This window comes from Methylobacterium endophyticum (assembly GCF_050591105.1).
Classification (GTDB): domain Bacteria; phylum Pseudomonadota; class Alphaproteobacteria; order Rhizobiales; family Beijerinckiaceae; genus Methylobacterium.
The window spans coordinates 26,975-48,630 of record NZ_JBNHES010000017.1; the positions used below are offsets into that span (position 1 = coordinate 26,975).

Annotated in this window: 17 protein-coding genes; 13 read left to right on the forward strand and 4 right to left on the reverse strand. The window is 70.4% G+C overall.

Translation table 11 applies throughout. The annotated features are described in order from the left end of the window. Window positions 1-200 precede the first annotated feature (200 nt). Entirely contained in the window at window positions 201-896 is a 696-nt protein-coding gene (locus ACP56T_RS17490; protein WP_430913429.1) for a hypothetical protein, read from the reverse strand. A gap of 798 nt (window positions 897-1,694) precedes the next feature. On the opposite strand from ACP56T_RS17490, the gene ACP56T_RS17495 reads away from it, so the two are divergent. From ACP56T_RS17495 to ACP56T_RS17515, 5 genes are all read left to right on the forward strand, one after another. Further along, on the forward strand, window positions 1,695-2,978 hold the full coding sequence (locus ACP56T_RS17495) for a PGN_0703 family putative restriction endonuclease (protein WP_430913430.1): 1,284 nt from the start codon (window positions 1,695-1,697) through the stop codon (window positions 2,976-2,978). After that, window positions 2,978-3,331 carry a DUF2958 domain-containing protein gene (locus tag ACP56T_RS17500; protein ID WP_430913431.1) on the forward strand — a complete coding sequence of 118 codons (354 nt, stop codon included), beginning with the start codon at window positions 2,978-2,980 and terminating at the stop codon, window positions 3,329-3,331. The genes ACP56T_RS17495 and ACP56T_RS17500 overlap by 1 nt, the downstream gene beginning before the upstream one ends. Beyond that, window positions 3,328-3,675: a hypothetical protein gene (locus ACP56T_RS17505; RefSeq protein ID WP_430913432.1), complete on the forward strand. Its 348-nt coding sequence runs from the start codon at window positions 3,328-3,330 to the stop codon at window positions 3,673-3,675. Before ACP56T_RS17500 ends, ACP56T_RS17505 begins: the two co-directional genes overlap by 4 nt. Before the next feature lie 241 nt (window positions 3,676-3,916). Continuing rightward, window positions 3,917-7,489, forward strand: coding sequence for a DEAD/DEAH box helicase (locus tag ACP56T_RS17510; protein WP_430913515.1), 3,573 nt, complete (start codon window positions 3,917-3,919; stop codon window positions 7,487-7,489). After that, window positions 7,486-9,276, forward strand: a complete 1,791-nt coding sequence (locus ACP56T_RS17515; RefSeq protein ID WP_430913433.1) for a phospholipase D-like domain-containing protein — start codon at window positions 7,486-7,488, stop codon at window positions 9,274-9,276. Before ACP56T_RS17510 ends, ACP56T_RS17515 begins: the two co-directional genes overlap by 4 nt. Before the next feature lie 158 nt (window positions 9,277-9,434). Here the strand turns inward: ACP56T_RS17515 and ACP56T_RS17520 are convergent, their stop codons facing one another. Next, a complete protein-coding gene (locus tag ACP56T_RS17520) occupies window positions 9,435-9,677 on the reverse strand; it encodes a helix-turn-helix domain-containing protein (protein ID WP_430913434.1) in 243 nt (80 codons plus the stop codon). Window positions 9,678-9,817: 140 nt separating this feature from the next. Here ACP56T_RS17520 and ACP56T_RS17525 point away from each other — a divergent pair, with 140 nt between their 5' ends. The 5 genes from ACP56T_RS17525 (at window position 9,818) to ACP56T_RS17545 (ending at window position 15,133) form a co-directional block, all read left to right on the forward strand. Further along, complete coding sequence (locus tag ACP56T_RS17525) at window positions 9,818-11,068, forward strand: MBL fold metallo-hydrolase (protein WP_430913435.1); 1,251 nt, start codon at window positions 9,818-9,820, stop codon at window positions 11,066-11,068. Beyond that, complete coding sequence (locus ACP56T_RS17530) at window positions 11,068-12,696, forward strand: hypothetical protein (RefSeq protein WP_430913436.1); 1,629 nt, start codon at window positions 11,068-11,070, stop codon at window positions 12,694-12,696. Before ACP56T_RS17525 ends, ACP56T_RS17530 begins: the two co-directional genes overlap by 1 nt. A gap of 73 nt (window positions 12,697-12,769) precedes the next feature. Next, window positions 12,770-13,363, forward strand: coding sequence for a hypothetical protein (locus ACP56T_RS17535; RefSeq protein ID WP_430913437.1), 594 nt, complete (start codon window positions 12,770-12,772; stop codon window positions 13,361-13,363). A 118-nt stretch (window positions 13,364-13,481) separates the two neighbouring features. Beyond that, window positions 13,482-14,462, forward strand: a complete 981-nt coding sequence (locus ACP56T_RS17540) for an ADP-ribosylglycohydrolase family protein (protein WP_430913438.1) — start codon at window positions 13,482-13,484, stop codon at window positions 14,460-14,462. Window positions 14,463-14,641: 179 nt separating this feature from the next. Then, window positions 14,642-15,133 carry a hypothetical protein gene (locus tag ACP56T_RS17545; RefSeq protein ID WP_430913439.1) on the forward strand — a complete coding sequence of 164 codons (492 nt, stop codon included), beginning with the start codon at window positions 14,642-14,644 and terminating at the stop codon, window positions 15,131-15,133. A gap of 1 nt (window position 15,134) precedes the next feature. On the opposite strand, the gene ACP56T_RS17550 is transcribed toward ACP56T_RS17545, so the two are convergent. Continuing rightward, entirely contained in the window at window positions 15,135-16,187 is a 1,053-nt protein-coding gene (locus tag ACP56T_RS17550; protein ID WP_430913440.1) for a hypothetical protein, read from the reverse strand. Window positions 16,188-16,597: 410 nt separating this feature from the next. Between ACP56T_RS17550 and ACP56T_RS17555 the strand changes: the two genes are divergently transcribed. Both ACP56T_RS17555 and ACP56T_RS17560 read left to right on the forward strand, forming a co-directional pair. Further along, window positions 16,598-17,485 (forward strand): ArdC family protein, encoded by an 888-nt coding sequence (locus tag ACP56T_RS17555; RefSeq protein ID WP_430913441.1) that lies wholly within the window; start codon window positions 16,598-16,600, stop codon window positions 17,483-17,485. Next, window positions 17,482-18,174 carry a hypothetical protein gene (locus ACP56T_RS17560; RefSeq protein WP_430913442.1) on the forward strand — a complete coding sequence of 231 codons (693 nt, stop codon included), beginning with the start codon at window positions 17,482-17,484 and terminating at the stop codon, window positions 18,172-18,174. The genes ACP56T_RS17555 and ACP56T_RS17560 overlap by 4 nt, the downstream gene beginning before the upstream one ends. A gap of 9 nt (window positions 18,175-18,183) precedes the next feature. On the opposite strand, the gene ACP56T_RS17565 is transcribed toward ACP56T_RS17560, so the two are convergent. Further along, window positions 18,184-19,260, reverse strand: coding sequence for a hypothetical protein (locus ACP56T_RS17565; RefSeq protein ID WP_430913443.1), 1,077 nt, complete (start codon window positions 19,258-19,260; stop codon window positions 18,184-18,186). 220 nt (window positions 19,261-19,480) lie between these two features. On the opposite strand from ACP56T_RS17565, the gene ACP56T_RS17570 reads away from it, so the two are divergent. Next, window positions 19,481-21,655, forward strand: coding sequence for a peptidoglycan-binding protein (locus ACP56T_RS17570; protein WP_430913444.1), 2,175 nt, complete (start codon window positions 19,481-19,483; stop codon window positions 21,653-21,655). The last annotated feature ends 1 nt before the right edge of the window (window position 21,656 follow it).

The following is a 21,656-nucleotide window of genomic DNA, read 5'->3' on the forward strand; positions in this document are numbered from 1 at the left end:
TTTACTAAATAAATGCCTGTTAAATAATGATTTTGTTCTGAACAGCGGTTCGACAACCCTCATTGCAGCCCACATTCTAAACCGGACTGCTCCGTGCCGCGTCGGACTGGCTTGGACCTGAGTGCCACCGCCCACCCGTCGGATCGCTTGTGGCCAAGGGCGTGCGATCTCCCGCGTCGCCTGTGCGCGGCGCAGACCAGCTACCGACGCCTCAGGGCGGCCGCCGTGTTCCGGGCGATCCACATCGCGACCGGGATCCGGGCGAGCGGGCGCTCGCCCAGAAGCTCGAGGGCCACGAGGGCGAAATCCATCCAGGCCTCGTCCTCGACGGCATCGCGCGCGGCCAGCGCCGTCCAGGCCACCTGTCCGTGGATCAGGAACGGATCGTCGCGCAGCGCGGCGGCCAGCGCGCCGTACTGGGCGCCGAGATCGGCGGGATCGACCGCCGCGCCGCCCGCCGGTGCCGCGACCTCCGTCCGGAGGCACGCCCGCAGGTCGTCGCCGGGATCGAGGCCGGCGGAGACGAAGAGCTGGGCGAGCGCCAGCAGGAGATCGGGCGGGAGCGGCTCCGCGCCCGTCATCGCGACGATGCGACCCCGCACCCCGGCGATCAGCGTGCGGGCCGGCTCGGGCGCGCCTCCCTCCTGCGCCAAGCGCGACTCCCGCAGGGCCTTGCCGAGCATGAACAGGAACGCGTCGATCAGGCGTTCGCCGGGCCGCGTCTTGTGCCGTTCCGCCAGCAGCAGGTCGAGGACGGCCAGGACGGCCTCGGGGCTCGATGCCAGCGCCGATCCGACACTCTCAAGACCCGCCGTGATCTCACCGCGGCCGAGATCACCGGCGACGAGCTTGGCGAGCTGTCGCATGCCGGCGCGGGCCATCACGACCTTGGCCATCGGGGCGGGCTCCTCGAGGTCTCGCGCCGTGATCGTCGCCGGGACCGACGGGACGGTCAGATCGGTCAAAGCCGTGTGGCGGCAGACCGTTGCGACGGGTGCGGCGCGACTGTTATCCGCCCGACCCGTCCGGGCCAAGCCAGACCGCGGCAGCATCCGCAAGTATTTCGAATTACGGCACCATTCGCGCCGCTCATCTTGCTTGACGCCCCGCTTCATCATCCGCCTTCCGTCGGACGAGCGGTCGCCGGCAAGAGCGGGATCGACGAGTCGAAACGCTGTGTGAGACGGCGTGAAATCCAGCTTCCGCGCTGCGAAGTCACCTGCTTGCTGCCTACATACATCACCCTCCGCCAGAGAGGACGACGAGAACCGTCATCACCCTCCGTCGTCGTCATCGACAACGCCCCGCACCCCTCCCTGCCTCCCTCGACCCCTCCGTCCCCGAACCTGCCCGGACCTCCTCCCCCGCTGCGTCTTCCCGGGCCATGCCTGCCGATCCGTTCCTCCCTCCACTGACCGACCAGTACTTTGGACTCGGCCAACCAAAATATCCACTGTGCGGCCGGCCTCAGGGGATAGTTTCGTCGATATTGAAGCCCGACAACTATCAAAGATGCTATCTGAAAGCCTGTGTCGCTATATAGAACTGTAGCGCGCGAAGCGCTCTCCCGCTCTTTGACATCGTAAATCGCCGGCGTGGTGCTCTATACGTTACTTCGCCTGGCAAGTTCTTGGGATGAACGCTGAATCTCGATCCGGCCGCACCCTCCCGCGGCCGCGATCCGGATCCGCTTCATGCCCCTCAGCCACGCACCCACCATCCCCGACGCCACCCGCCGCGCGCACGCCGCCTTCCTCGCCTCCGACGATGCCTTCTCCGGTGCGGCCCGCCTGCTGGCCTCCCTCTGGCGCGCGGAGCGCGGCCTGCCCTGCTCCGTCCAGGTCGAGCCCGGCTCGGCGGCCGCCTCCCGCAAGCCCCGCAGGGTGCGCGCGGGCTGGCGCCTTCGTCCCGACGCCGCCCGCGCCGGACGGACCTTCCTCACCCCCGAGATCGCGGCCTACGTGCGTCGCGCGCTCATCCTGCGCGAGCCCGGCGCCCTCTGGGACGAGCCCAAGATCCTCGGCCACCTGCTCGCGAGCCAGGGCTTGGCGCTGAACCTCTGCGCCGTGATGGCCCTCGATCTCGATCTCGCCAGCCGCGTGTGGTCGGACCTGCTGCCCGACTTCGTCCACCGGGTCACCCACGTCAGGTTCGAGACCTCGCCCGGGCGCGGCCACGACGATCTGTTACAGGACCATACGGCCTTCGATATCCAGCTCGACGTCGTCACGCCCGACGCCGACCCGGCCTTCGTGGCGGTTGAGCTGAAGTTCATCGAGCCGATGGCCGGCCCCTCGGCCTCGGTCCGGGCGCGCTACGGCGAAGTCGCACGGGCCTGCGGCCTGTATCGGTCCCCCGACGATCTGCTGCTCTACCGTCCCGGGATCGAGCAGCTGCGCCGCGAGCACACGCTGGGCCAGCTGATGGTCGATCACGGCTACGCCAGCCGCGGTCTGTTCGTCCTCGCTGGCCCCGCCCTCAACCGGCGCGTCGGCGCTGCCGCGCAGGTCTACGCTGACGCGCTCGTCGCCCCGCGCGGCGCCACCCCGGACCGGGTCGGGTTCGTCCACCTCACGATCGAGGCGATCCTGGCGGCGCTGGCGCGGTCGGGGGCCGAGGTGCACGCGCGCGCGGTCCACGCCCGCTACCTCGACTTCGAGCGCGTGACCGCCGTCGCCCTCGGCGACATCCCGCCTCCGCCGACGCCCCCACGGGTGCCCACCACGCCGCTGGCGCTGCCATCGCCGTGTCCCTCGGCGGCGAGCCCGTCCGACGTTCTCCGGCCGCCGAAGCCGCTCACCCCGAGGCGCATCGGCAGGCACGCGGGCGATCGCCCCGAACAGGCCGAGACGCCGCGTTCATCCGTCGGCGGCAAGCCTCAACGATCCCCGCGGAGTGCTCCGTCAGCGGCACCCGCGCCAACGCATCGCGCCACCCGGAAGGCGTGCCGCACTGCCGTGTCCGGGGGCGGCCAGTGATGGCCTTCCATCCCTGGTTCACGAAGGCGCAATTCCGAAAGCTCCTCGCCAACGGCCGGCTCTCCGCCGCAGGCCGGGACATCGACCTGTACCCGGTCGTCAAGCTCTATCTCCCGGACGGGCACGCCGCGTGGCTGCTCTCGGAGGTCGACCCCGCCGCCCCGACCCGCGCCTTCGGCCTGTGCGACGCAGGCCTCGGTGCGCCCGAACTCGGCTTCGTTGACCTCAACGAACTCGCCCGCCTCCGGGTCTACCTCAAGCTGCCGGTCCATCGCGACGTGTTCTTCCAGCCCGACAGGCCCCTCTCGGCCTACGCCCGGGACGCCCTCGCCGCTGGGAGGATCACCGCGTGAGCCGCTCCTATCCTCCCCGGCCCCCTCGTCCGGTCGACCCGACTGATCACGTCCCGCTTGCCACCGCCGTCGCGGCGTCCGACCTAGGCACGACGCGTGACACCATTCATTCCGTCGTACGCGGGACGTTCGACCTCGACGACGCGCCCGTGCATCACGTCACGCACGATCCCGACACCGGTCTGCCCTGGCCCGAGCCCTCGGTCCCCGAACCCGAGTTCTTGGCGCTGGCGCAGTTCCTGTTCGACGCGGTGGCCGAGGCGACCGACGGCTGCCTCGTCGAACCGGACGGCGTCTGCACGCACGGCCATCCTTCATGGCTCCGGCGCTTCGGCGTCCTCTGACATCGGTACCGGTGCCTCGCGCGGCGCACCGGTAGGCAAACGTGGTGGCCTCAAGCGGCGTTGCTCTGCACGATCAATAACCGTTCATAGGGCTTTCATGTACATGGACGCCTCGTGGCTTAGCTGCCGGGATGTTTGTGGATAGCTCGCCCGCTTCGGGCTATCGTCTCGCGGCTCGGAAGCGGTAGAGTTAGATGCTAGGTTGTACGACCGTTCTTGATCGGTAGCTTCGTTGGCCGTCGTGAAGAAGACGAAGAGCGGCAAGCCAAGGCTTGAAGACCGCTTCACTTTCCTGGGCGATGCGGTATCCGCCGGGGACCGCGCGGCCCTAAGGTCCGCCATGTTCCCAGTCGAGGACCGGGGGACGGGTGCGGAGCGCACCCTTAAGCTTTGGCGCAAGACGGGGACGCCAGCCGACGACGATCTGCGGCAGCTCTGGCGGCATGAGATGCGCCAAGTGCAGCGGGTCATGTCCTACGCGGGCGCTCGCGAGGTCGTCGTCGACGTCATAGAGTTCGTCGAGGACGATGAGAATTTTGGGGTCGTATTGGAGCGCGTCGGTCAGCCTCTGAGCGAGCGCCGGCGTCGGGCTCCGCGGCAACATTGGATCCGCAACCTCGCCGCCCCTCGCCCGCGCGCCCTGTTCTGGCGCAACATGAAGCGGGCCGTCGCCGCGCTCGGAATCGTCCACGCGCAGGGGCTCGTCCACGGTCGCTTAACCGCTGATTCCATCATGACCGAGGGCGCGGACGAGCCGGACTTCCAGCTCGGTGGGTTCGAGTGGAGCCTGTGGCTGAGCCCCGACTCGGCCGAGCACTCCTACGCGAAGATCACCCCGGCCTCGGCCGTGAACCGCGCCGACAGCTACTCTTTCGCGGAGGACTGGCGGGCGCTCGGTCTCCTCGCGGCTGACTGCCTCGATGCGGAAGTCCGTGCGTCGGGTGACGTCGTCTCGCGTGCCAGCGTCGACGGGCCTGCGATCCTCCACACGCCGGAACGCATCCTTCTCAAGCGCTTGGTCGCGCCGGCGCGCATGGATCAGCTCGACGCCGAGTCGATCGGGCGCGCCATCGACGATCTGATCGTAAGCGTCGGACGTTCGGCGTCCGCGCGCGCCGGAGCCTTCGTCCTCACATTCGATCAGAACTCGGGGCTGGGCGAGGGCGTCTATGACGCGACCTCAGGCGAGATCGCGATCGACGAGTACCGCCGTCAACTCGACTGGGTCCGGGGCGACCTCGACGGCGGTGCGACCCTCCTCGTGCCGAACACCTTCGACCCGGCGAAGACGCAGCTGCAGCTGCGTTTGGTCACCGACAGCATGGTGTACCGACTTCGTCCGTTCCGCGATGGCGGGGCCGTGCTTTGGGACATCGCCGTGTGCCAAGCCGTCGAGGTGCGGGACGGCCGTTTCAGCTTAGGGGATGTCGAGGAGCATCCCCTTGCGCAGAACGTGATCGTCGCGGCGAACGGCCGAGAAGCTCAGGAGACCACGGGACGGCTCGGTCCGGACGCGCTCGACTGGAGCGGGTTCGCGACGCAGGTGACCGACGCCGGCGATGCGAGCGAGCACGACGCGGTCCGCCGAGCTTTGTTGCTCGTTCAGATCGTTGAGGCGGTGATCAAGGCACTCGAGGTCTACCCGGTCGAGGTCCTCTATCGGGGGCGCCACAACGGTCGCCCTTTCGTGCTCCTGCGCGCCGAACCGGACAACGATCGGGATCGCGTAGCCAAGAAGATCGGCCTGCTCGAGAGCGCGAATGCCCTGCGACGCCTCTTTGAGGAGGAGCATCAGGACGCTGAAGCCAAGTGGAGCTTGAGCCAAGCATCCAGCCTCGGCGCGAACCGGACGAGCGACGTCACCGTCAGCTTCGTCGATGTCGATGACCACCGCGGCAGCCGCGCGTACAGGTTCGAGGTCGACGAGGAGTTACCGGCGGACGGTCCCTTCTTCCTGCGCGCAGCGCGTGACCCGGGAACTGAACAGGTGATCGGCCGCCGGTTGCGCAACATCAAGGCGCTGAACACCCGTATCGACCTCGGCGAGATGCTCGCAGATCCCTGGCGGGTGCGGCGATCGAGCCGGGAGGCATTGAGCGAGGAAGAACGGAGTGACGCGGCATTCCTTGATCTCGACACGCCCAAGCAGGAGGCGCTGGCAGGCCTCTGGGGAACTCTGCCGGGCTACTCGGTGGTCGGTCCGCCCGGCGTGGGCAAGACCAAGCTCGCGACGGAGGTGGTCCGTCGACGCTTTCTCGCCAACCGTTCGACCCGGATGCTGATAAGCGCGCAAGGACACGATGCGCTCGACCATCTACAAACCAAGATCAAGGAAAGCCTAAACGAGGACGGCCTGTCCGACGTGCTGATCGTACGCTCCACGACATCGGATCGACGAACGACGAGCGGAGAGGATGTACAGCGCACCAGCATCGACTGCCTGAATCGACTATCGTCGAGCACCCTGGCGCAGAACGCTCCGCCACAACTTCGCGCGAAGCTCGCGGAGTTGAAGAAGGCAGCCGGTCGCCTCGGGGCAGCCAGAGAAACCGTTGACCGGGAGCATCGGTCGGGCTTCGGCGCGATCTCCCACCTCGTCCTCGACGCCGCGAATATCGTGATCTCGACTGCCAACTCACCCGACGTCGAGCGGCTCGTGGAGGCTCGTGAACAGTTCGACTGGGTCATCGTCGAGGAGGCTGCAAAAGCGATCGGCCCGGAGCTGATTGGTCCTCTCATGTTGTCGGGCCGCCGGCTGCTGATCGGCGACCATCACCAGCTCCCGCCCTTCGGGGCCGATCGCCTGGGCAAGATCCTGGGCGATCACGGCCTCGTTCGGCATGCCCTGGACCTCGCCGAGCAGACGATCGGACCGCTTCTGCGGGATGGGGAACTCGATGAACTCGATCAGATCGTCGCTGACGCGGAAGGGTTGCGCGAGGCCGCGAGCACCGCGCTTCGCTTGCTGGAGCCGTTCCGAACCATCGTCGAGGACGATGAGCGGCGCGGTCTCGCCAACCCGGGGCACCGCGGCATCGCCGCGACGCTGACCGAGCAGCGCCGGATGGATCCGGCGATCGCCGAGATCGTCTCCAAGGCCTTCTACAACGGGCGGCTGACTACGGAAGCGAAGCGAGCCAAGGCGGCGGAAGAGGAGGCTTCGCCGGTTTCTCATCTTGGCGCCCTCCCATCGTCGCCTGTGGTCGTGGTCGATTTCCCGCATGTCAGCTCGACCGGTCGCGCCACCGCGATGGAGCAGGGCCGCCCGCGCTGGCACAACCAAGGCGAAGTCGAAGCGGTCGTCGATGTCCTGCGGCTCCTGCGGGCTCGCGGCGGCTCCGATCCCCCAACGCTGGCGGTGCTGTCGCCCTACAGGGCCCAGGTCGGGAGGTTGCAGGAGCGCGTCGCAGGCGCCCTCGCCGGTGACCTCAAGCACCTCGATGCGTTCAGGGCCGTTCGCAGCAACGGTGCCTTCGTCGGGACAGTCGACTCCTTCCAGGGCAGCGAGGCCGATGTGGTCGTACTTTCGCTGGTCCGGAACAACGCGATGGCCGGCGGGCGGGCCCTTGGCTTCCTCCGCGATCGTCGGCGCATGAACGTGGCACTCAGCCGTGCCAAGTCTCACCTGATCGTCGTGGGTAGCCTTGCGTTCCTGCGCGAGGCGGTGCGGGGCGTGAACCCTGACGACGAGACGCATGACCTCTCGTTCCTGAGCACTATGGTCGAGGCGATCGACGATCTGCGCGCGCGGAACAGAGGCGACGTACCGCTCGCCAGTCTCGTCGCACCAGCCGACCTCAGGCTTCGTCCATGAGCGTGCTGATCGCGATCCCCGTGTTCCGCGTCGGCTGCAAGGTCGGCATCGACCGCGGCCGGGCCTGGAGCGTGATCGACGAGCTGGTGCTGTGGGCGCTGACGCGTCAGTCGAAGTCGATTGCCGCGCTCGCGGCTGACGCGGATCTGCCGCCGCAGATCGTCGTCGCGTCGATCGCGCGCCTGATGCGCTTCAGACTCGTTGAGGTGTCGCTGAGCGAGAGTTCCGTCGCGTTTCGCGCCAGCGCCTACGGCCTCACGGCTGTCAGTAGTGGCAACCCATTGCCCTTCTACCCGAAGCGGCTCTCGCGGCGCGTCAGCTTTGTCATTGATTGGGCGACCGGAGACTTTTTTCCAACGCGCCAAGTCCGCTTGGTAACGCCTCACAAGCTTGAAGAGGTTCGCCGGTCCGGGGTTGAGGTCCGCGTCGTTCTGGTCGGCGGCGGCGGGCCGTCCATGTCGCACCAAGCCAACCTCAATCGCCTGTCGGACATCGCGGCGCGAGGCTGGGACGAACAAGTGGCGCTGGTCGATGGACGGACCGCCACCATGCGCGACGACGAGTTCATGGCCGTGCGCGTGATCGACGGCCTCCCGCACGGTCTGCCTGAGTCGGCCGGGCCGACGCTCCGAGGACTCGTTCAGGAAGCGGCCTCTCTGCCGGCCGGTACCACGCAGGTGCCGGTAACCTACGCGGGCCCGAAGGAGTCGCTGGACCCGCAACCCGTGGTGCACGCATGCACGTTCGACCCGGCCGATCTGGTCGTCGGGGGTTCGGCGCAAGGAAGGTGCCTTGAGGCGTTGCTCGGGTCGGCGCATCGGCGCGTGATCATCCACTCGACCTTCTTGGACGCGAAGCGCTTCGCGGCTCTGTCTGACGTCGTTCGCGCCGCCTGCGCGCGCGGCGTCACCTTCGACCTCCTATGGGGGGCGGAGCTGGACGAGGACACCGAGCACCGAAACGCCACGCAGGCGAGCGAGATCGCCCGGCTCGTCCGCGAGGACCGGGACTTGCGCGGTCGCTTCACCGTCCACATGCGTAGCACCGGCTCGCACGCCAAGCTCATCCTGCTCGATACGGCCGACGACGGCTGGGTGGCCGGCGTCGGATCCTGCAACTGGCTGTCCTCGCCGTTCCAGGCCGTCGAGCTGACAGTTGTGCTGCGGGACCAATTGGCCGTGGCCGAAGTTGCGGTAGCGCTTCAGAACCTCGTCGGACGGCGCGGCCTCGCCGACGCCCTCGCGACGGAGATGGCGATCACGGCTCGCGACCTGCGCCGTGCCCCGTCCCTCGGCGGCGAAACACAGGTGTCGTTGATCGTCGGCGAGGTCCACGATCGCGTGATCCGGACGGCGAGCGGAGCCGCGAACATCTGCTTTGTCGTTGGCAGCCATCGCCTCGGCTCGACGGCGCGCCCCGGTGCCATCATGCAAGGCGAGGTCGCAGCCGGCCGTGAGGGGGTCCGGGCAGTCGTGCTCTACACCCAGACCACCGGGCCCTTGAAGAACCGACACGCCCGTGCCCTGGCCGAGGAGGCTCAGGCCAACGGGTTGATGTTGGTAAGGACCAAGAAAATCCCGTTGCATGGCAAGTTCGTGGCCTGGGACAAAGACGACGTTGTTGTCACAAGCCTGAATTGGGCGTCCGCCTCGGCCGACCCTGACTTCCCGTGGGGCGACGTCGGCGTTCACATCCGATCAAGAGGCCTTGCGAATGACTTGATTTCTCGTCTTGAAGCAGTCTTTCCTGAGATGGCGAATGCATCCGCCGCAGCCGAATCCGTATGACGATCGGGGCTGAATCTACAAGGAATACAGGACGACGTAGACCACGTTTCACTCTAATCGATATCTCAGACAGGGCCACAATCAATCTACGAATGCTGGCTTCCGGGCAGGCTACCGCGGTCCCTAAATGATGCAGCCCAGAAGCTGAGGGCGCTTCCTCAGGTCTTGCGCCGGCCTGCCCGAAGCGGGACCGGCGGCGCGGCATCGGCGGCGGGCAGCCGTAGGAACTCGCTGACATCGACGCTCAGCGCCGCCGCCAGCCGGTCGAGGATGTCAAGCGTCGGGTTGAACGCGCCGCGCTCGATCCCGCTGACGTAGCCGCGGTCGACGCCGGCATCGACCGCCAGCGCCTCCTGACTCAGGCCCCGCTCGACCCGCAGCCGCCGTACATGCCACGCCACGCGTGCTCGCCCGTCCATGGACAGTACGGCACGAGCTTGCCGGGCAGGAAACCATCGAATATCCTCGACACATTCGATGAGGGACGTCGCGGCGCGGCGCTTCTCCCCGTGGCGTTCGCGTACCGCGAGAGGGATACTGCATGCGCGTGCGCATCCACCGCGGCACGCGCGAGATCGGCGGCAGCGCGGTCGAACTCGAGCGTGACGGCGCCCGCCTCCTGCTCGACCTCGGCCTGCCGCTCGACGGCGATCCGGATGACGCCACCGTCCATCCCGCCATCGAGGGGCTCGCCGGGGGCGGCGATCTGCTCGCCCTCGTGCTCAGCCACGGCCACCTCGACCACGTCGGCTTGGCCCACCTCGCTGGGCCGGACCTGCCGGTCGCGCTCGGCGCCGCCACCCACCGCATCCTCAAGGCCGCCGCGCCCTTCGTGCCCCGGCCCTACCTGCCGCAGCGGGCGGTGGAGTTCTCAGACGGCGTGCCGCTGACCTTCGGCCCATTCACGGTCACGCCGCACCTCGTCGACCACTCGGCCTACGACGCCTACGCGCTCGAGGTGGCGGCAGGCGACGAGCGCCTGTTCTACTCCGGCGACCTGCGCGGACACGGGCGCAAGGCCGCGCTGTTCGAGCGCTTGGTGCGCTGCGCCCCGCGCGGAGTCGACGCCCTGCTGCTCGAGGGCTCCTGCCTCGGCCGGCTCGACCCGCAGCACACCTTCCCCACCGAGAGCGAGATCGAGGCGAGCTTCGTCGATCTCTTCGCCGACACCCCCGGCCTCGCGCTGGTCTCGGCGTCCGCCCAGAACATCGACCGGATGGTGTCGCTCTACCGGGCGTGCAAGCGCACGGGCCGCACGCTCGTCATCGACCTCTACGCCGCGGAGATCCTGCGGGCGACGGGCAACCCGAACATCCCGCAGTCGCACTGGCCGAACGTCGCCGTCCACGTGCCGCACTACCAGCGCGTTCAGATCAAGCGCTCAGGCCGCTTCGACCTGCTCGAGGCGCACAAGGCCCATCGGATCTACCCCGAGGCACTAGCGGAACTGGCCCCGCGCGCCGCGCTGCTGTTCCGCCCCGCGATGCTGCGCGACCTCGACCGCGCGGCGTGCCTCACCGGGGCGCGGGCGGTGTGGTCGCAGTGGGAGGGCTACCTCGCGCAGCCGCGGGGCCAAGCGCTGCAGGCCGACCTCGCGACGCACGGCATCCCGCTCGAGCACGTCCACACCTCCGGCCACGCCAGCGTGCCCGACCTGCAGCGGTTCGCCGCCGCGCTCGCGCCGCGGGCGCTCGTCCCGATCCACACCTTCGCGCCCGAGCGCTTCCCCGCGCTGTTCGGGCCGGCGGTGCAGCTCCGAGAGGACGGGGAATGGTGGAGCCTCGCGGCCTGATGACAGCCACCGATCCCAGCCCGACGCGAGCGGACGCGATCATGACGGACACGTCCGGCCCGACGCTTGAGGGCCACCCGACCGGCTACGGCGTGTCGGAACCGCCGATCTACCGCGGGCTGAGCACGAACTTCCTCGACGCTCTCGCGGCTCTGGCCGAGGCCCCGCACGGCGGCTGGTGGCGCGACGTGCTCGCCCACCCCGACCTGATCCTGGCTGTGCGGCGCGAGGCGCTCGACGTCTACCACCGCGGCGCCTCGCTGTTTCGCGTGCGCTATGTGCGCGGGCGGGTCGTGGCCGACACCCACGCCAAGTACCTCGTGCGCCAAGGCCAGACCCGGGTGGCGTTGGGCGAGGACGGCGCCTTCTCCATCGCGGGCAAGGCGCTGCTGTGGTCGGACTACGCGGGCCCGCAGACGCTCGCCGAGATGATCAAGGCGGCGGGCAATCTGGTCGGCGTCGAGAAGGCGGGGGTGCACGCGCTGGTCAGGGCCAGCACCAACGTTATCGACCTCGAGATCGCGCTGGCCGGCGATGATCCCGGCGAGGGCGACGAGCCAGCCGACGCCGCAACGGGTAGCGGGGTCGCACATCGGACCGGTCCACGGCAGGATCGCCTCGACGCGGCGAGCCTGGAGGAGCGGGGGAACCCGGGGGAGGCCTGGCTCGTGTTTCACGAGGCCAAGGATTTCTCGAACGACGCCCTGCGCGCCGCCCCCAAGCGCGCACCGGGCATCGTCGCGCAGATGGGTCGCTACCGGGGCAGCATCGGGCAGAACTCCGGGGGACTGAAGTACAGTTACCCGTTCGTCTGCCGCGCGCTGGTGCGGCTCGACGACCTGCGCCAGTCGGTTCGTGCCCACGACCCGGCCTGGCTGAACCGCCCGCAGGCCCCCCTCGACCCACTGATCCGCGAGGTCGCCGACGGCACGCGGCGGCTGCAGATCGAGTGCATCCCCCGCCTCGTGGTGTTCGGCTACGACGGCGCGCAGAAGGCGGTGTGGGAGGCGGAGGCGCAGCGCCTGCGCACCCAGTTCGGTCTGCGCGTCTACGCGGTGGGCGATCCGACCGCGGCGAAGGTCGCGGCCGCCTTCCGCCGGCCAGCCGATGTGCCGCTGTGGCGCCCGCCCGCGCCGCCCGTCCCGCCGCCCGCGACCATCCCGCTGCCCGCGGGTGCGCCGGACGGCCTGAGCCTCCACTTCGTCCACGGCCGCGCGGGCGGGCCGGTCTACCTGTGCAACCCGGGCGCGACCACGTTGACCGATGTAGCGGTCGAGAGCGTCGGCGTCACGTCGAACTACCCGGGCGTGGTGCACACCGGCACCGCTCGGCACGCCGTGCCGGAGGCGCCGGCCGGCACCGGCGTGCACGTCGACGACTGCGACGTCATGAGCGACGGCGAGGTCCTCACCCCCTACGCGATCACCGCCACGCGCCCCGACGGCACGCGGCTGCGCGCGACCGCCATCATCGACAAGGGCGGCCCGCCCGGGCGGTTCGTGGCGCTGTCCGTCACCGACCTGCCGCCGGCGGCCGCGGGTGACGCTCACGGGGGGACGGCCGGCGCGGGGGCGGGCGAGACGGATACCGGTGCGGACATCTCGCCCCCACCCCCTGCGACACTCTGAAGCCGCAAGTTCTCGGGGCCTCGTTTGAATCTCCCGGACCGGCGCGGCAGGCGCGTCGGCCCCGGAGAGCCCGATGCGCCCCACCCCGCCCGAGACACCCCCCAAGACGGGACCCGAGACCCCGACCCCCGACCTCATCGCGCGGATGCGGGCCCGCTACAGGACCAACGCCGCCGCGCCCGACGGTGCGCGCACCCGCCGCGCCGCCGTCGTCGGCAGCCTCGCCGCCCTCGTCCTGCTCGGCGGCTATCGCCTGTGGCACCGCGCCGACGGCGGCCCCGCCTCGGTCCCCGCCGCCACGGAGCCGGGCATCGTACCGGGCCAGCTGCCCGCCTGCGATTCCGCCCTGGCCCAGCGGCTGCTGCGGCAGGCGGTCGAGGATCAGGCCACCGCGCTGACCGGGCCGATCCGCGTCCAGGCGATCACCGAGATGACCGACCACGCCGAGACCGTCCGCCGGAGCATCGATGAACTGCGCCCGGCGAAGGGCACGCCCCCGGAGCAGTTCGCTGCGACCGTGCGGGGCATGCGCGAGAACGCGGAGGCCGTGCGCTCCTGCTCGGCCCGACTCTACACCTCCCGCGGCGTGCGCCTGTACGGTTACGGCTTGAGCTGGACGTCGCCTGCGCGGGATCAGGTGTACCTCGAGGCCGTGGCCGCGCAGTAGCCCGCTCCCCCGACCTTCACCGACCGCCGGCCGTATCGGCGGCCGCCCCCCCCCCGATCCCGGGAGCTGCCCCCTGTCCCACGCCGTCACGCCTTCCTCCGTCAAGCCTTCCCCCGCCATGTCGAACCCTGTGCTGGACCGCGCCCGCGGGGCGCTGCTCGGCCTCACCGTGGGCGATGCGCTGGGTACTACGCTCGAGTTCACCCGCCGCGACACCCACCCCCGCCACACCGAGATGCTGGGCGGCGGGCCGTTCGGGCTGAGGCCCGGGGCGTGGACCGACGATACGAGCATGGCTTTGGCGCTGGCCGAGAGCCTCGCCGCCCACCCTGCCCTCGACCCGCGCGACCTGATGGACCGCTTCGTCGCTTGGTACCGGCAGGGGGTGTACTCGTGCACCGGTACCTGCTTCGACATCGGCATCGCGACGCGGGCGGCGCTGGCGCGCTACGAGCGCACGGGCGAGCCCTTCGCCGGCTCGACCGCCCCGGACACGGCGGGCAACGGTTCGCTGATGCGGCTGGCCCCCGTGGCCCTCGTCACGCTGGATGACCCGGGCGAGGCCGAGCGTATCGCGGGGGATCAGAGCCGCACGACGCACGGCGCCCCCCAGGCGGTCGAGGCCTGCGCCTACCTCGTGCAGCTGCTGCGCGGGGCGATCCAGGGCGAGGCCGACGTGCTGCGCCCGCGCCCCTGGATCGGGGCGGACACCGAGGGCCTGCGCCCCCGGCACTTCCTCACCGGGGCGGACGACGCGCTGACGCCGGTGGTGCGGGACGGCGAGGCGGCGATCGACGCGCTCGCCCGGGGCTCCTGGCGGGGCAAGGGCCGGGATGAGATCCGCTCCACGGGCTACGTCGTGCACACGCTGGAGGCGGCACTCTGGGCGGTGGGCAAGACCGCGACGTTCGAGGACGCGCTCGTGTTGGCCGTCAACCTCGGGGACGATGCCGACACGGTCGGTGCCGTCACCGGCCAGCTCGCCGGGGCGGTGTACGGGGCCTCGGCCATCCCGCAGCGCTGGCTGGCCCCGCTGGCCTGGCGCGAGCGCATCACGGACCTCGCCGACCGGCTGGTCTCTCCTGCATTCTCGGCCTGAGGGAGAGCCAGACACGAGTACGGGACGCAAATCCCTCCAAAGAAACGGGGATTTGTGCGAGGCATCTTTCTTAGCCCTGGGGCCGACCCGGTCAGGCGCTGGTTTGATCGACTGACGTTGTGTGAAGGGTCGCAAGCCACCTAGACATGGTGTGGGATGCCGTCAGGGAGGCGGGGCCGATGAAGGTCAGGTTGCACGGTTACGGTACAGGTTCGGCCGAGGGTGAGTCCGCGCGGCAGTATGCGACGCTGCGCGGCACGATCGACGTGAAGGCGTGCAAGTTCTCCCTCTCGCCGGAGCAGCGGTTCGCCTTGAGCTTGGTCGGCCAGACCTCGAAGCGATCACAGGCGTCGGGTGACAATGCCTTCTCGCTCGACTTCCTCGACGGGACAGTGGCGGACGTCACGCAGGTCGCGGGCATGTTCCTCCACTACGCGGCCAGGCGGCGTGCTACAGAGTTCTTCCTTCAGCGTAACGACGTCGAATGGGCGACCCAACACGGTACGCAGCCGAGTCCGCCTGAACGGTTCCACTCTTCGACCGAGGCGGAGGTCGCCAAGGTCATCCGGTGGGTCCGGCACATGGCCGACAAGCTTGAGGCGGCCAACCGCGGTGAGAATATCGACCCCAACAAGAAGCGCTCGGTGGAGCAGGTCTCGGCGGAGCCCTAGCTTACGACGCCCGGTCGACCTTCCTCTGGGCCGACACCGCCTCTTGCATGATTGCGATGAGCGCCCCACCGGGCACGCGGTAATCCCCGGGCGGCCCGCACTCGCGTGGGTCGCGTCCGTCGGCCATGACGAAGCGATCGGGTAACGTGGCGGTAACAACCGGGGAACGCGGGTCGAGCTTCCGCAGCCAACCTGCGACCGCGAGCAGGTTGTAGTTGTCGAAGAAGCTGATCAACCCGCGCATGCGGATGCGCTGCTCCTCGATCTGTCGCATCAGTTCGCCCAGTCGGACCAGGGAAACGCGGATCGAGCGCGTGGTCACGTCCTGTCCGTTCAGCGTCGCCAGCACCCCCTCGACCTCGCGCTCGATCCCCAGCAGGCGCTCAGCGACGGAGGGGCCGGACCGGACGAGGTCGGCGCCGCGCAGGACGTCGCCGCGGACGATCACGCCCCGGACGTGGCTGCCGCCGCGGGTCTCTTCCCGGCCGTAATCGCGCAGGCGCTCCTCCGTCGCGAGGTACCCGTCGCCGTCGGCGACCCGGACCAAGCGGCCCCACGCGGCCGGACCGAGGAAATCGCTCAGGCGCTGACGCGTGTCGGAGAAGGCGGCGACGTTCGGGTCGAGGCGCATGGTGCGGATGAGGTCGACCAAGTCCGCCCGCTTCGAGAGAATGGTCCGCTGCCGCTCGACGTAGTCGCGGCGGTCCTTGGCCGCGTCGAAGTCCTTCACGAGTTCGTCGAAGACGACGCCGTAGCGCTTGTGGGCGCAGTCGCGCCCGACGAGGCGGCGCTGCCCGTCGCGGTACAGCATGACGACCCCGCGGTCGTGGTTCGGGTGCTTGCAGAACACGCACTGGGCGCGGCCGCGCTCGCGGCCGGCGACGTTGTAGGCAAGTTCGACCATCGCCTCCTCATCGGGCGGCGGGTCGTTCGAGACGTTCTCAAGGCTCTCGGGATCGTCGGTGGTGAACTCCATCTCCAGGAGTTCGTCGTCGGAACGGGTCTTCCAGTAGCCGGCGCCGGACTTATCGAAGAGCGAGGCGAGGTCGGCCAAGTCGTTTTGCCTGAGTGCTGGACTGGCACGAGATGGGGAGAGCGTACGCAGTTCGCCATCACCCTCATGAGGGTCGGAGGCAATCATCCTGTGGACGACTGCCCACGTGGCCTCGAGAGCATGTCTGACCCCAGCCCGCCTCAGGTCGAACAACCCAATTTCAACAATCCTCAGCCCCCGCGCAGCGCCTCCCTTGAAGCCGGTGGCGAGCAGGCGCCCCAGGCGTGATCGGCCGGCAGCGATGGAGCGCACCGGCGCTCGCGCTCCCCGGGAGCATCCTGCCCACTGCATCACCGAATACGCCGGTCGACCCTGGTGAACGACCGGCGGGCTCAAGAGCCCTGACCCTTCCGTGAACCTTCCTCGTCCGCCGCCGGGCCCCTGCACCGGTGCGCATCCCGCGAGGGCATATGGCCGATCCCCACACCCGCGTCACCGCCGCCATCCTGCGCCAGCTCGAGGGGGCCGACCCCGCCACCTGGGTCTGCCCCTGGCATCGCGCCACCGGCGGCCTGCCCCGCAACGCGCTCACCGGCCGTACCTACCGCGGCGTCAACACGCTGGCCCTGTGGTTCGCTGGCCAGGAGCGCGGCTACGCCGACGCGCGCTGGGCGACCTACCGGCAGTGGGCCGAGCGGGGCGCGCAGGTCCGGCGCGGCGAGCAGGGCACCACGGTGCTGTTCTACCGCGACCTGCCACCCGGGGCCGCAGGACTGACATCGAGAGGGGCGAGCGCCGCCGACGCGGACGCGCTCCGCTTCGTCGCACGCGCCTCCACCGTGTTCAACGCCGCCCAGGTCGACGGCGCCCCCGAACTGCCCGCGCTCCCGCCCATGCCACTCGACCCCACCCCGGCCTTCGACCGGTTCGTGGCCGCCACCGGCGCGGTGATCCGCACGGGCGCCTCGGCCTGCTACCTGCCTGCCCGCGACGAGATCCGCCTGCCGGACCGCGCGGCCTTCCGGTCGGCCACCGGCTACTGCGGGACGCTCGCCCACGAACTCGTGCACTGGACCGGGGCACCACAACGCCTCGACCGGCGGCTCTCCACCCGCTTCGCCACCCGCGCCTACGCCGCCGAGGAGCTTGTGGCCGAGCTGGGCGCCGCCTTCGTCCTCGCGCGGCTCGACATCGCCCCCGAGCCGCACCCGGACCACGCCGCCTACATGGCCGGCTGGCTGCCGATCCTGCGCGACGACCCCCGCGCGCTCGCCACCGCCGCCTCGCTCGCCTCCCGGGCCGCGCAGTACCTCGAGGCGTTCGCGCGGCCCGCGACCGACGCCGGGATCGCGGCATGACCCGGGATACCTTCGGTGAGAAGCCTCCGCATTCTGGGGCCGATGAAGCCCCGGGCCCGCGCAGCCCGACGCGCCGGCGCCTGCTGGCGCTGCTCGCCCTAGCGCCGGTCCCGACCGGCGCGGACGCGGCGACGACATCTTCCGTCTCAGCTCCGCCCCATGATCCGATCCCGCGGCTATTCGGGCAGTTCGAGGCGCTGGCGGTCGCCCACGAGCGGGCGCTCAGTCGGGTCGATCGGCTGGAGGCGGGTCTCGTCGCGCGCCTCGGGTGGCCCCGGGTGCGCCTGCCCACCCCACCCGGCACCCCGGCGCTGTTCGCGGCCGATCCGGACACGATCGACCGGCACTGTCCGCCGGGGCCACGGGCGCAGCGCCTCAAGCGACGTCTGTTCCGGCGGCGGCGCGTCTGGGACGTCGAGGCGGAAGCATACGGCTTGGCGGACGCCCTGCAGCACGAGGCGAGCGTCGCCCGCGCAGTCCGGGCGGTGGGGGCCGTGCTCCTGGCACAGCCGGCGGCGACGCTCACCAGCTTGCAGTTGAAGCTCGTCGTCTTGCTCGCCCTGCACGCGCCGGGCGGGGCCTGCGACGCGGCCGAGCCCTGGCGGGGGTTGCGCGGCGTGCTCGCCGACCTCGCCGGGCAACTCGCCGACCACGATCGCGAAAGGCCAGACGGCAAGACGCCGGTGTGACGGGGCCGATCATCGCTGGCGTGAGAACAGGCCCTTGGCCAGCACCCGCATCAGGGCGTCGCCGTGCGCGCAGCTCACCTGGACGCCGTAGGTGTCAGCCAGGATCGCGAGCCGTTCGCTGAGGCGCTCGCTCGGGCGCGCCTTGGTCGCAGCGAGGATCACCGCCACGAGCGCACCGGTGCCGCGGCGGCCGTCGAGCCGGGCGGTGATGGCCTGCTCGATCTGGTCGGCGACCGATTCGTGGATCTCGCCCTCGTAGTCCTTGAGCTGGACGGCCACGACCCAGGGGCTCTCGGGCGCGAACGGGTTCGGCACGTGGATCTCGATGTCGGCCCCCTCCTCACCCGCCCCGCCGGTGTGGATCACCTCGACGTCGCGCATCAGGGGCACGAGCGCGGCCGCGAGCACGGGCTCCCACTCGGCGGACTTCAGGACGGCGCGCAGCGGATCGGCGATGGCCGAGGCTAGCGCGCCGACGCTCGCCTGCACTCTCTCCGCGGTCGCGCGCTGCGCCCGCGCGAGGTGGTTCGTGCCCTGCGCGAAGCTCCGGGCGACGTCGCCCGACGCGACCGCGGCGGCGATCGCCGTGAGGTTGTCCCTGTACTGGTTCACGCTCCACAGGCGCGATCGGCAGCTCAGCGACCGGCGCAGCGGGGCGAGCACGAGGTCGGACGTGTAGGCGACCCCGCCGGGCGTCAGCACCTCGACGGGGCGGATGTGGCCGAGGTCGCCGATCGCGGCGGGCACGTCGTAGCGGTAAGGACCGGCGACGCGGCAGAGGGTGAACGTGCCGTTCTCCGGCACGTTCGGCACGAGCACCGTGTCGCCGACGCGGATGGCGTCCCCGGGCGCGTGCGAGGCCTCGCCCAGGAGCCGCCAGTGGCCCCAAGCCATCTTCTCGGCCTCGCTCAGCCCCGCATAGCCGACGGCCGGATCACGTGAGCGGGCCGCCACGGCGGCGAGGTCCTGCTCGGGCAGCCAGCCCCAGCCCTGCCGCAGACGTCCCTCGAGCAACTCGCCGAAGATGAAGTCGCGGTGGGAGCGGCTGTCGCGCGAGGTGCGCATGGCCCAGGCTCTCACGGTCACGGTCTGCCCTCCCTCAGGATAGTGATTGGGTCCGAGTCGACGGGGCCTGCGGTGTTCCGCCCGCCGTCACGACCTCAGGATCACCCGCCGCGGCCGATGTGGCGGCCCGGTCACAACGGCGATGCTCGTCCGCCGCCCGGGCCGCGGACCCCAACCACACGGCTTGCCGGGATATCTTAGGGTGTTGATAGATGGACGGCGACGCTCGGGAGGACGGTCTGTGGGGCATCGCATCGGCGCGATGGCGTGGGGCGCGGCTCTCGCGCTGCTGGTTGGTGCCGGCGCGCGCGCCCAGACGCCGTCGGGCCCGACCTTCGACTGCGGGCGCGCCCAATCGACCCTGTCCCAGGCGATCTGCCGCGACCCCGCCTCGTGGGAGGCGGACTGGGCCCTGAGCGCGTCCTACTGGGCGGCCTACTTCAGCGTCGAGGGCGCCGACCGCGCCCGCCTGCGGGACGGGCACGTGGCGTGGTTCAAGACCGTCGAGGACGGCTGCGGGCTCGCTCCGAACACGAGCGGAGACCCGGGGCGGGCCGCACCCTGCGTCGCCCAGCGCTACCGGGCGCGTGCGGCAGTCTACCGGGCGGCGCTGTCGGGCGACGCGCTGGCGGAGGCGACCCTGCGCCCCGAGGCGCTGACCGCCATCCAGTCGCGCCTGATCGCGCTGGGTTTCATGGCGGGCAACGCCGACGGGGTGTTCGGCGCCGGCACGCGCCAGGCGATCCGCGCCTACCGCCAGACGCTGGGCCACGCGCCGGCCGAGTTCCTCGATGCGCAGGAGCGGGCAGCGCTGCTGCGCGGTGGGCCGCCAGGCCCGGACCGGGCGCGCAACCCCTTCGGCGAGGCGGCCCCGCAGGCGCGGCCGACCGTGCCCGACCCGCGATACGCGCGGGACCCGTTCGGCCAAGGCTACGGCGGTCCACCGGTCGACCCGCGCGCCGTGTTGCCGGGCATCCTGCAAGGCATGCTGGGCGGCGTGCCCCCGTCCCCCTACGCCGAGCGGCAGCGGGAGCCGGCGTTCCCGACCGAGCGGGGCCGGGACGAATTCGAGGGTCCGAGCCGCTTCGCCCCGGTCCAGGCCGATCCCGGCCGCCGCCCGACCCGCGGCGGAGCCGCGCCCGGGTCCGAGTTCTCCGACGGCGACACCGCCGTGCTGGCCGCGCCGCTGGGCGCACCGCCCGCGCCGGAGGCCGACCCCGGCGTCCGGACGGTGGAGGTCACGGGTACCGGAGACAGCGCGGACGCCGCCCGCAAGGACGCGGCGCGGCTCGCCATCCAGCAGGTGGTGGGCGTGTTCGTCGACAACCGGCGCCGCGTGGAACTCAACGTCTCGGACCGCAAGGTTTCGGAGGTCGTCGACGAGAAGCTTATCTCCTACACCAACGCCTACGTGAATCGGCTGGAGGTGGTGCGGACCGAGCAGCGGGCCGGCCTGTACGAGGTCACAGCGCGGGTCGGCGTCGCGGTCAAACCGCTCCTGAAAGTGCTCCAAGACAACGCCGTCCCGGTCGTGGCCTTCGACACGGCGACGGCGGCCAGCACCGTCGAGACGCTGGGCCAGGAGAAGGCCGCGGCCGCCGACCTCTACGCCGATCTCGTCGCCAAGGCAGAAACCTTGGTGCGCATCGGGGTGGGCACGCCGCAGGTGGACGCGAGCCTGCCGTCCACGGCCGACGAGGCGTGGCTGCGCATCCCGCTCACCTACTCCGTCAACGACGACGCGGCACGAGAGTGGCGGGCTAAGTTCGACCTCATCGCACAGAAGCGAGCGACGGTGTTCGTCAGGCTCGATCGCGCAGATAGGGGACGGCCCGGCCAGCAGAACTGCCAACCCCCGGCCTTCAACACCGGTTTCGCGCGCGGCGCCGGGGGGGAGCAGCGGACTTTCCTGTCCGAGCGCACGCCGTCGGAGCAGCTGGGGGTCGCAGCCTGTTTCGCGTCCTACCAGACCCCGGACGGCGTCATGGCGGAGTGTCTGGGCCGAACCTTCGTCACCAACGAGAGCTACCGGCAGCGCTGCCCCCCGGAGGGCGCGTGCCTGCACTTCGACCAGCGGGCGCAGCGCCTGCGGCTGGTCGTGGAGTTCCTCGACAAGGACGGGGCTGTCGTCTTCGCCTCGCGGCAACCATTTCGGAGCTATCCGTCGCTTCATACCGACGGGTCGCGGGCGGCGCGTCAGGGGCAGGACCGAGGGTACTTCAACTACTGCGTGTCAGCTCAGCAGGACCCATTCTTCGCCGTCACCAGCAACGACATGGGCACGTCGTTCGGGGACGTTCTCGTCTTCCCGGAGCGCGGTAGCCGGGTCCGAGGGTACCTGAACCTGCTCTTGCCGAACGCCACCATCGCGCGCATCGCGTCCGTGCGCGCACGCATCGCCAGGGACGCGTCGTGAG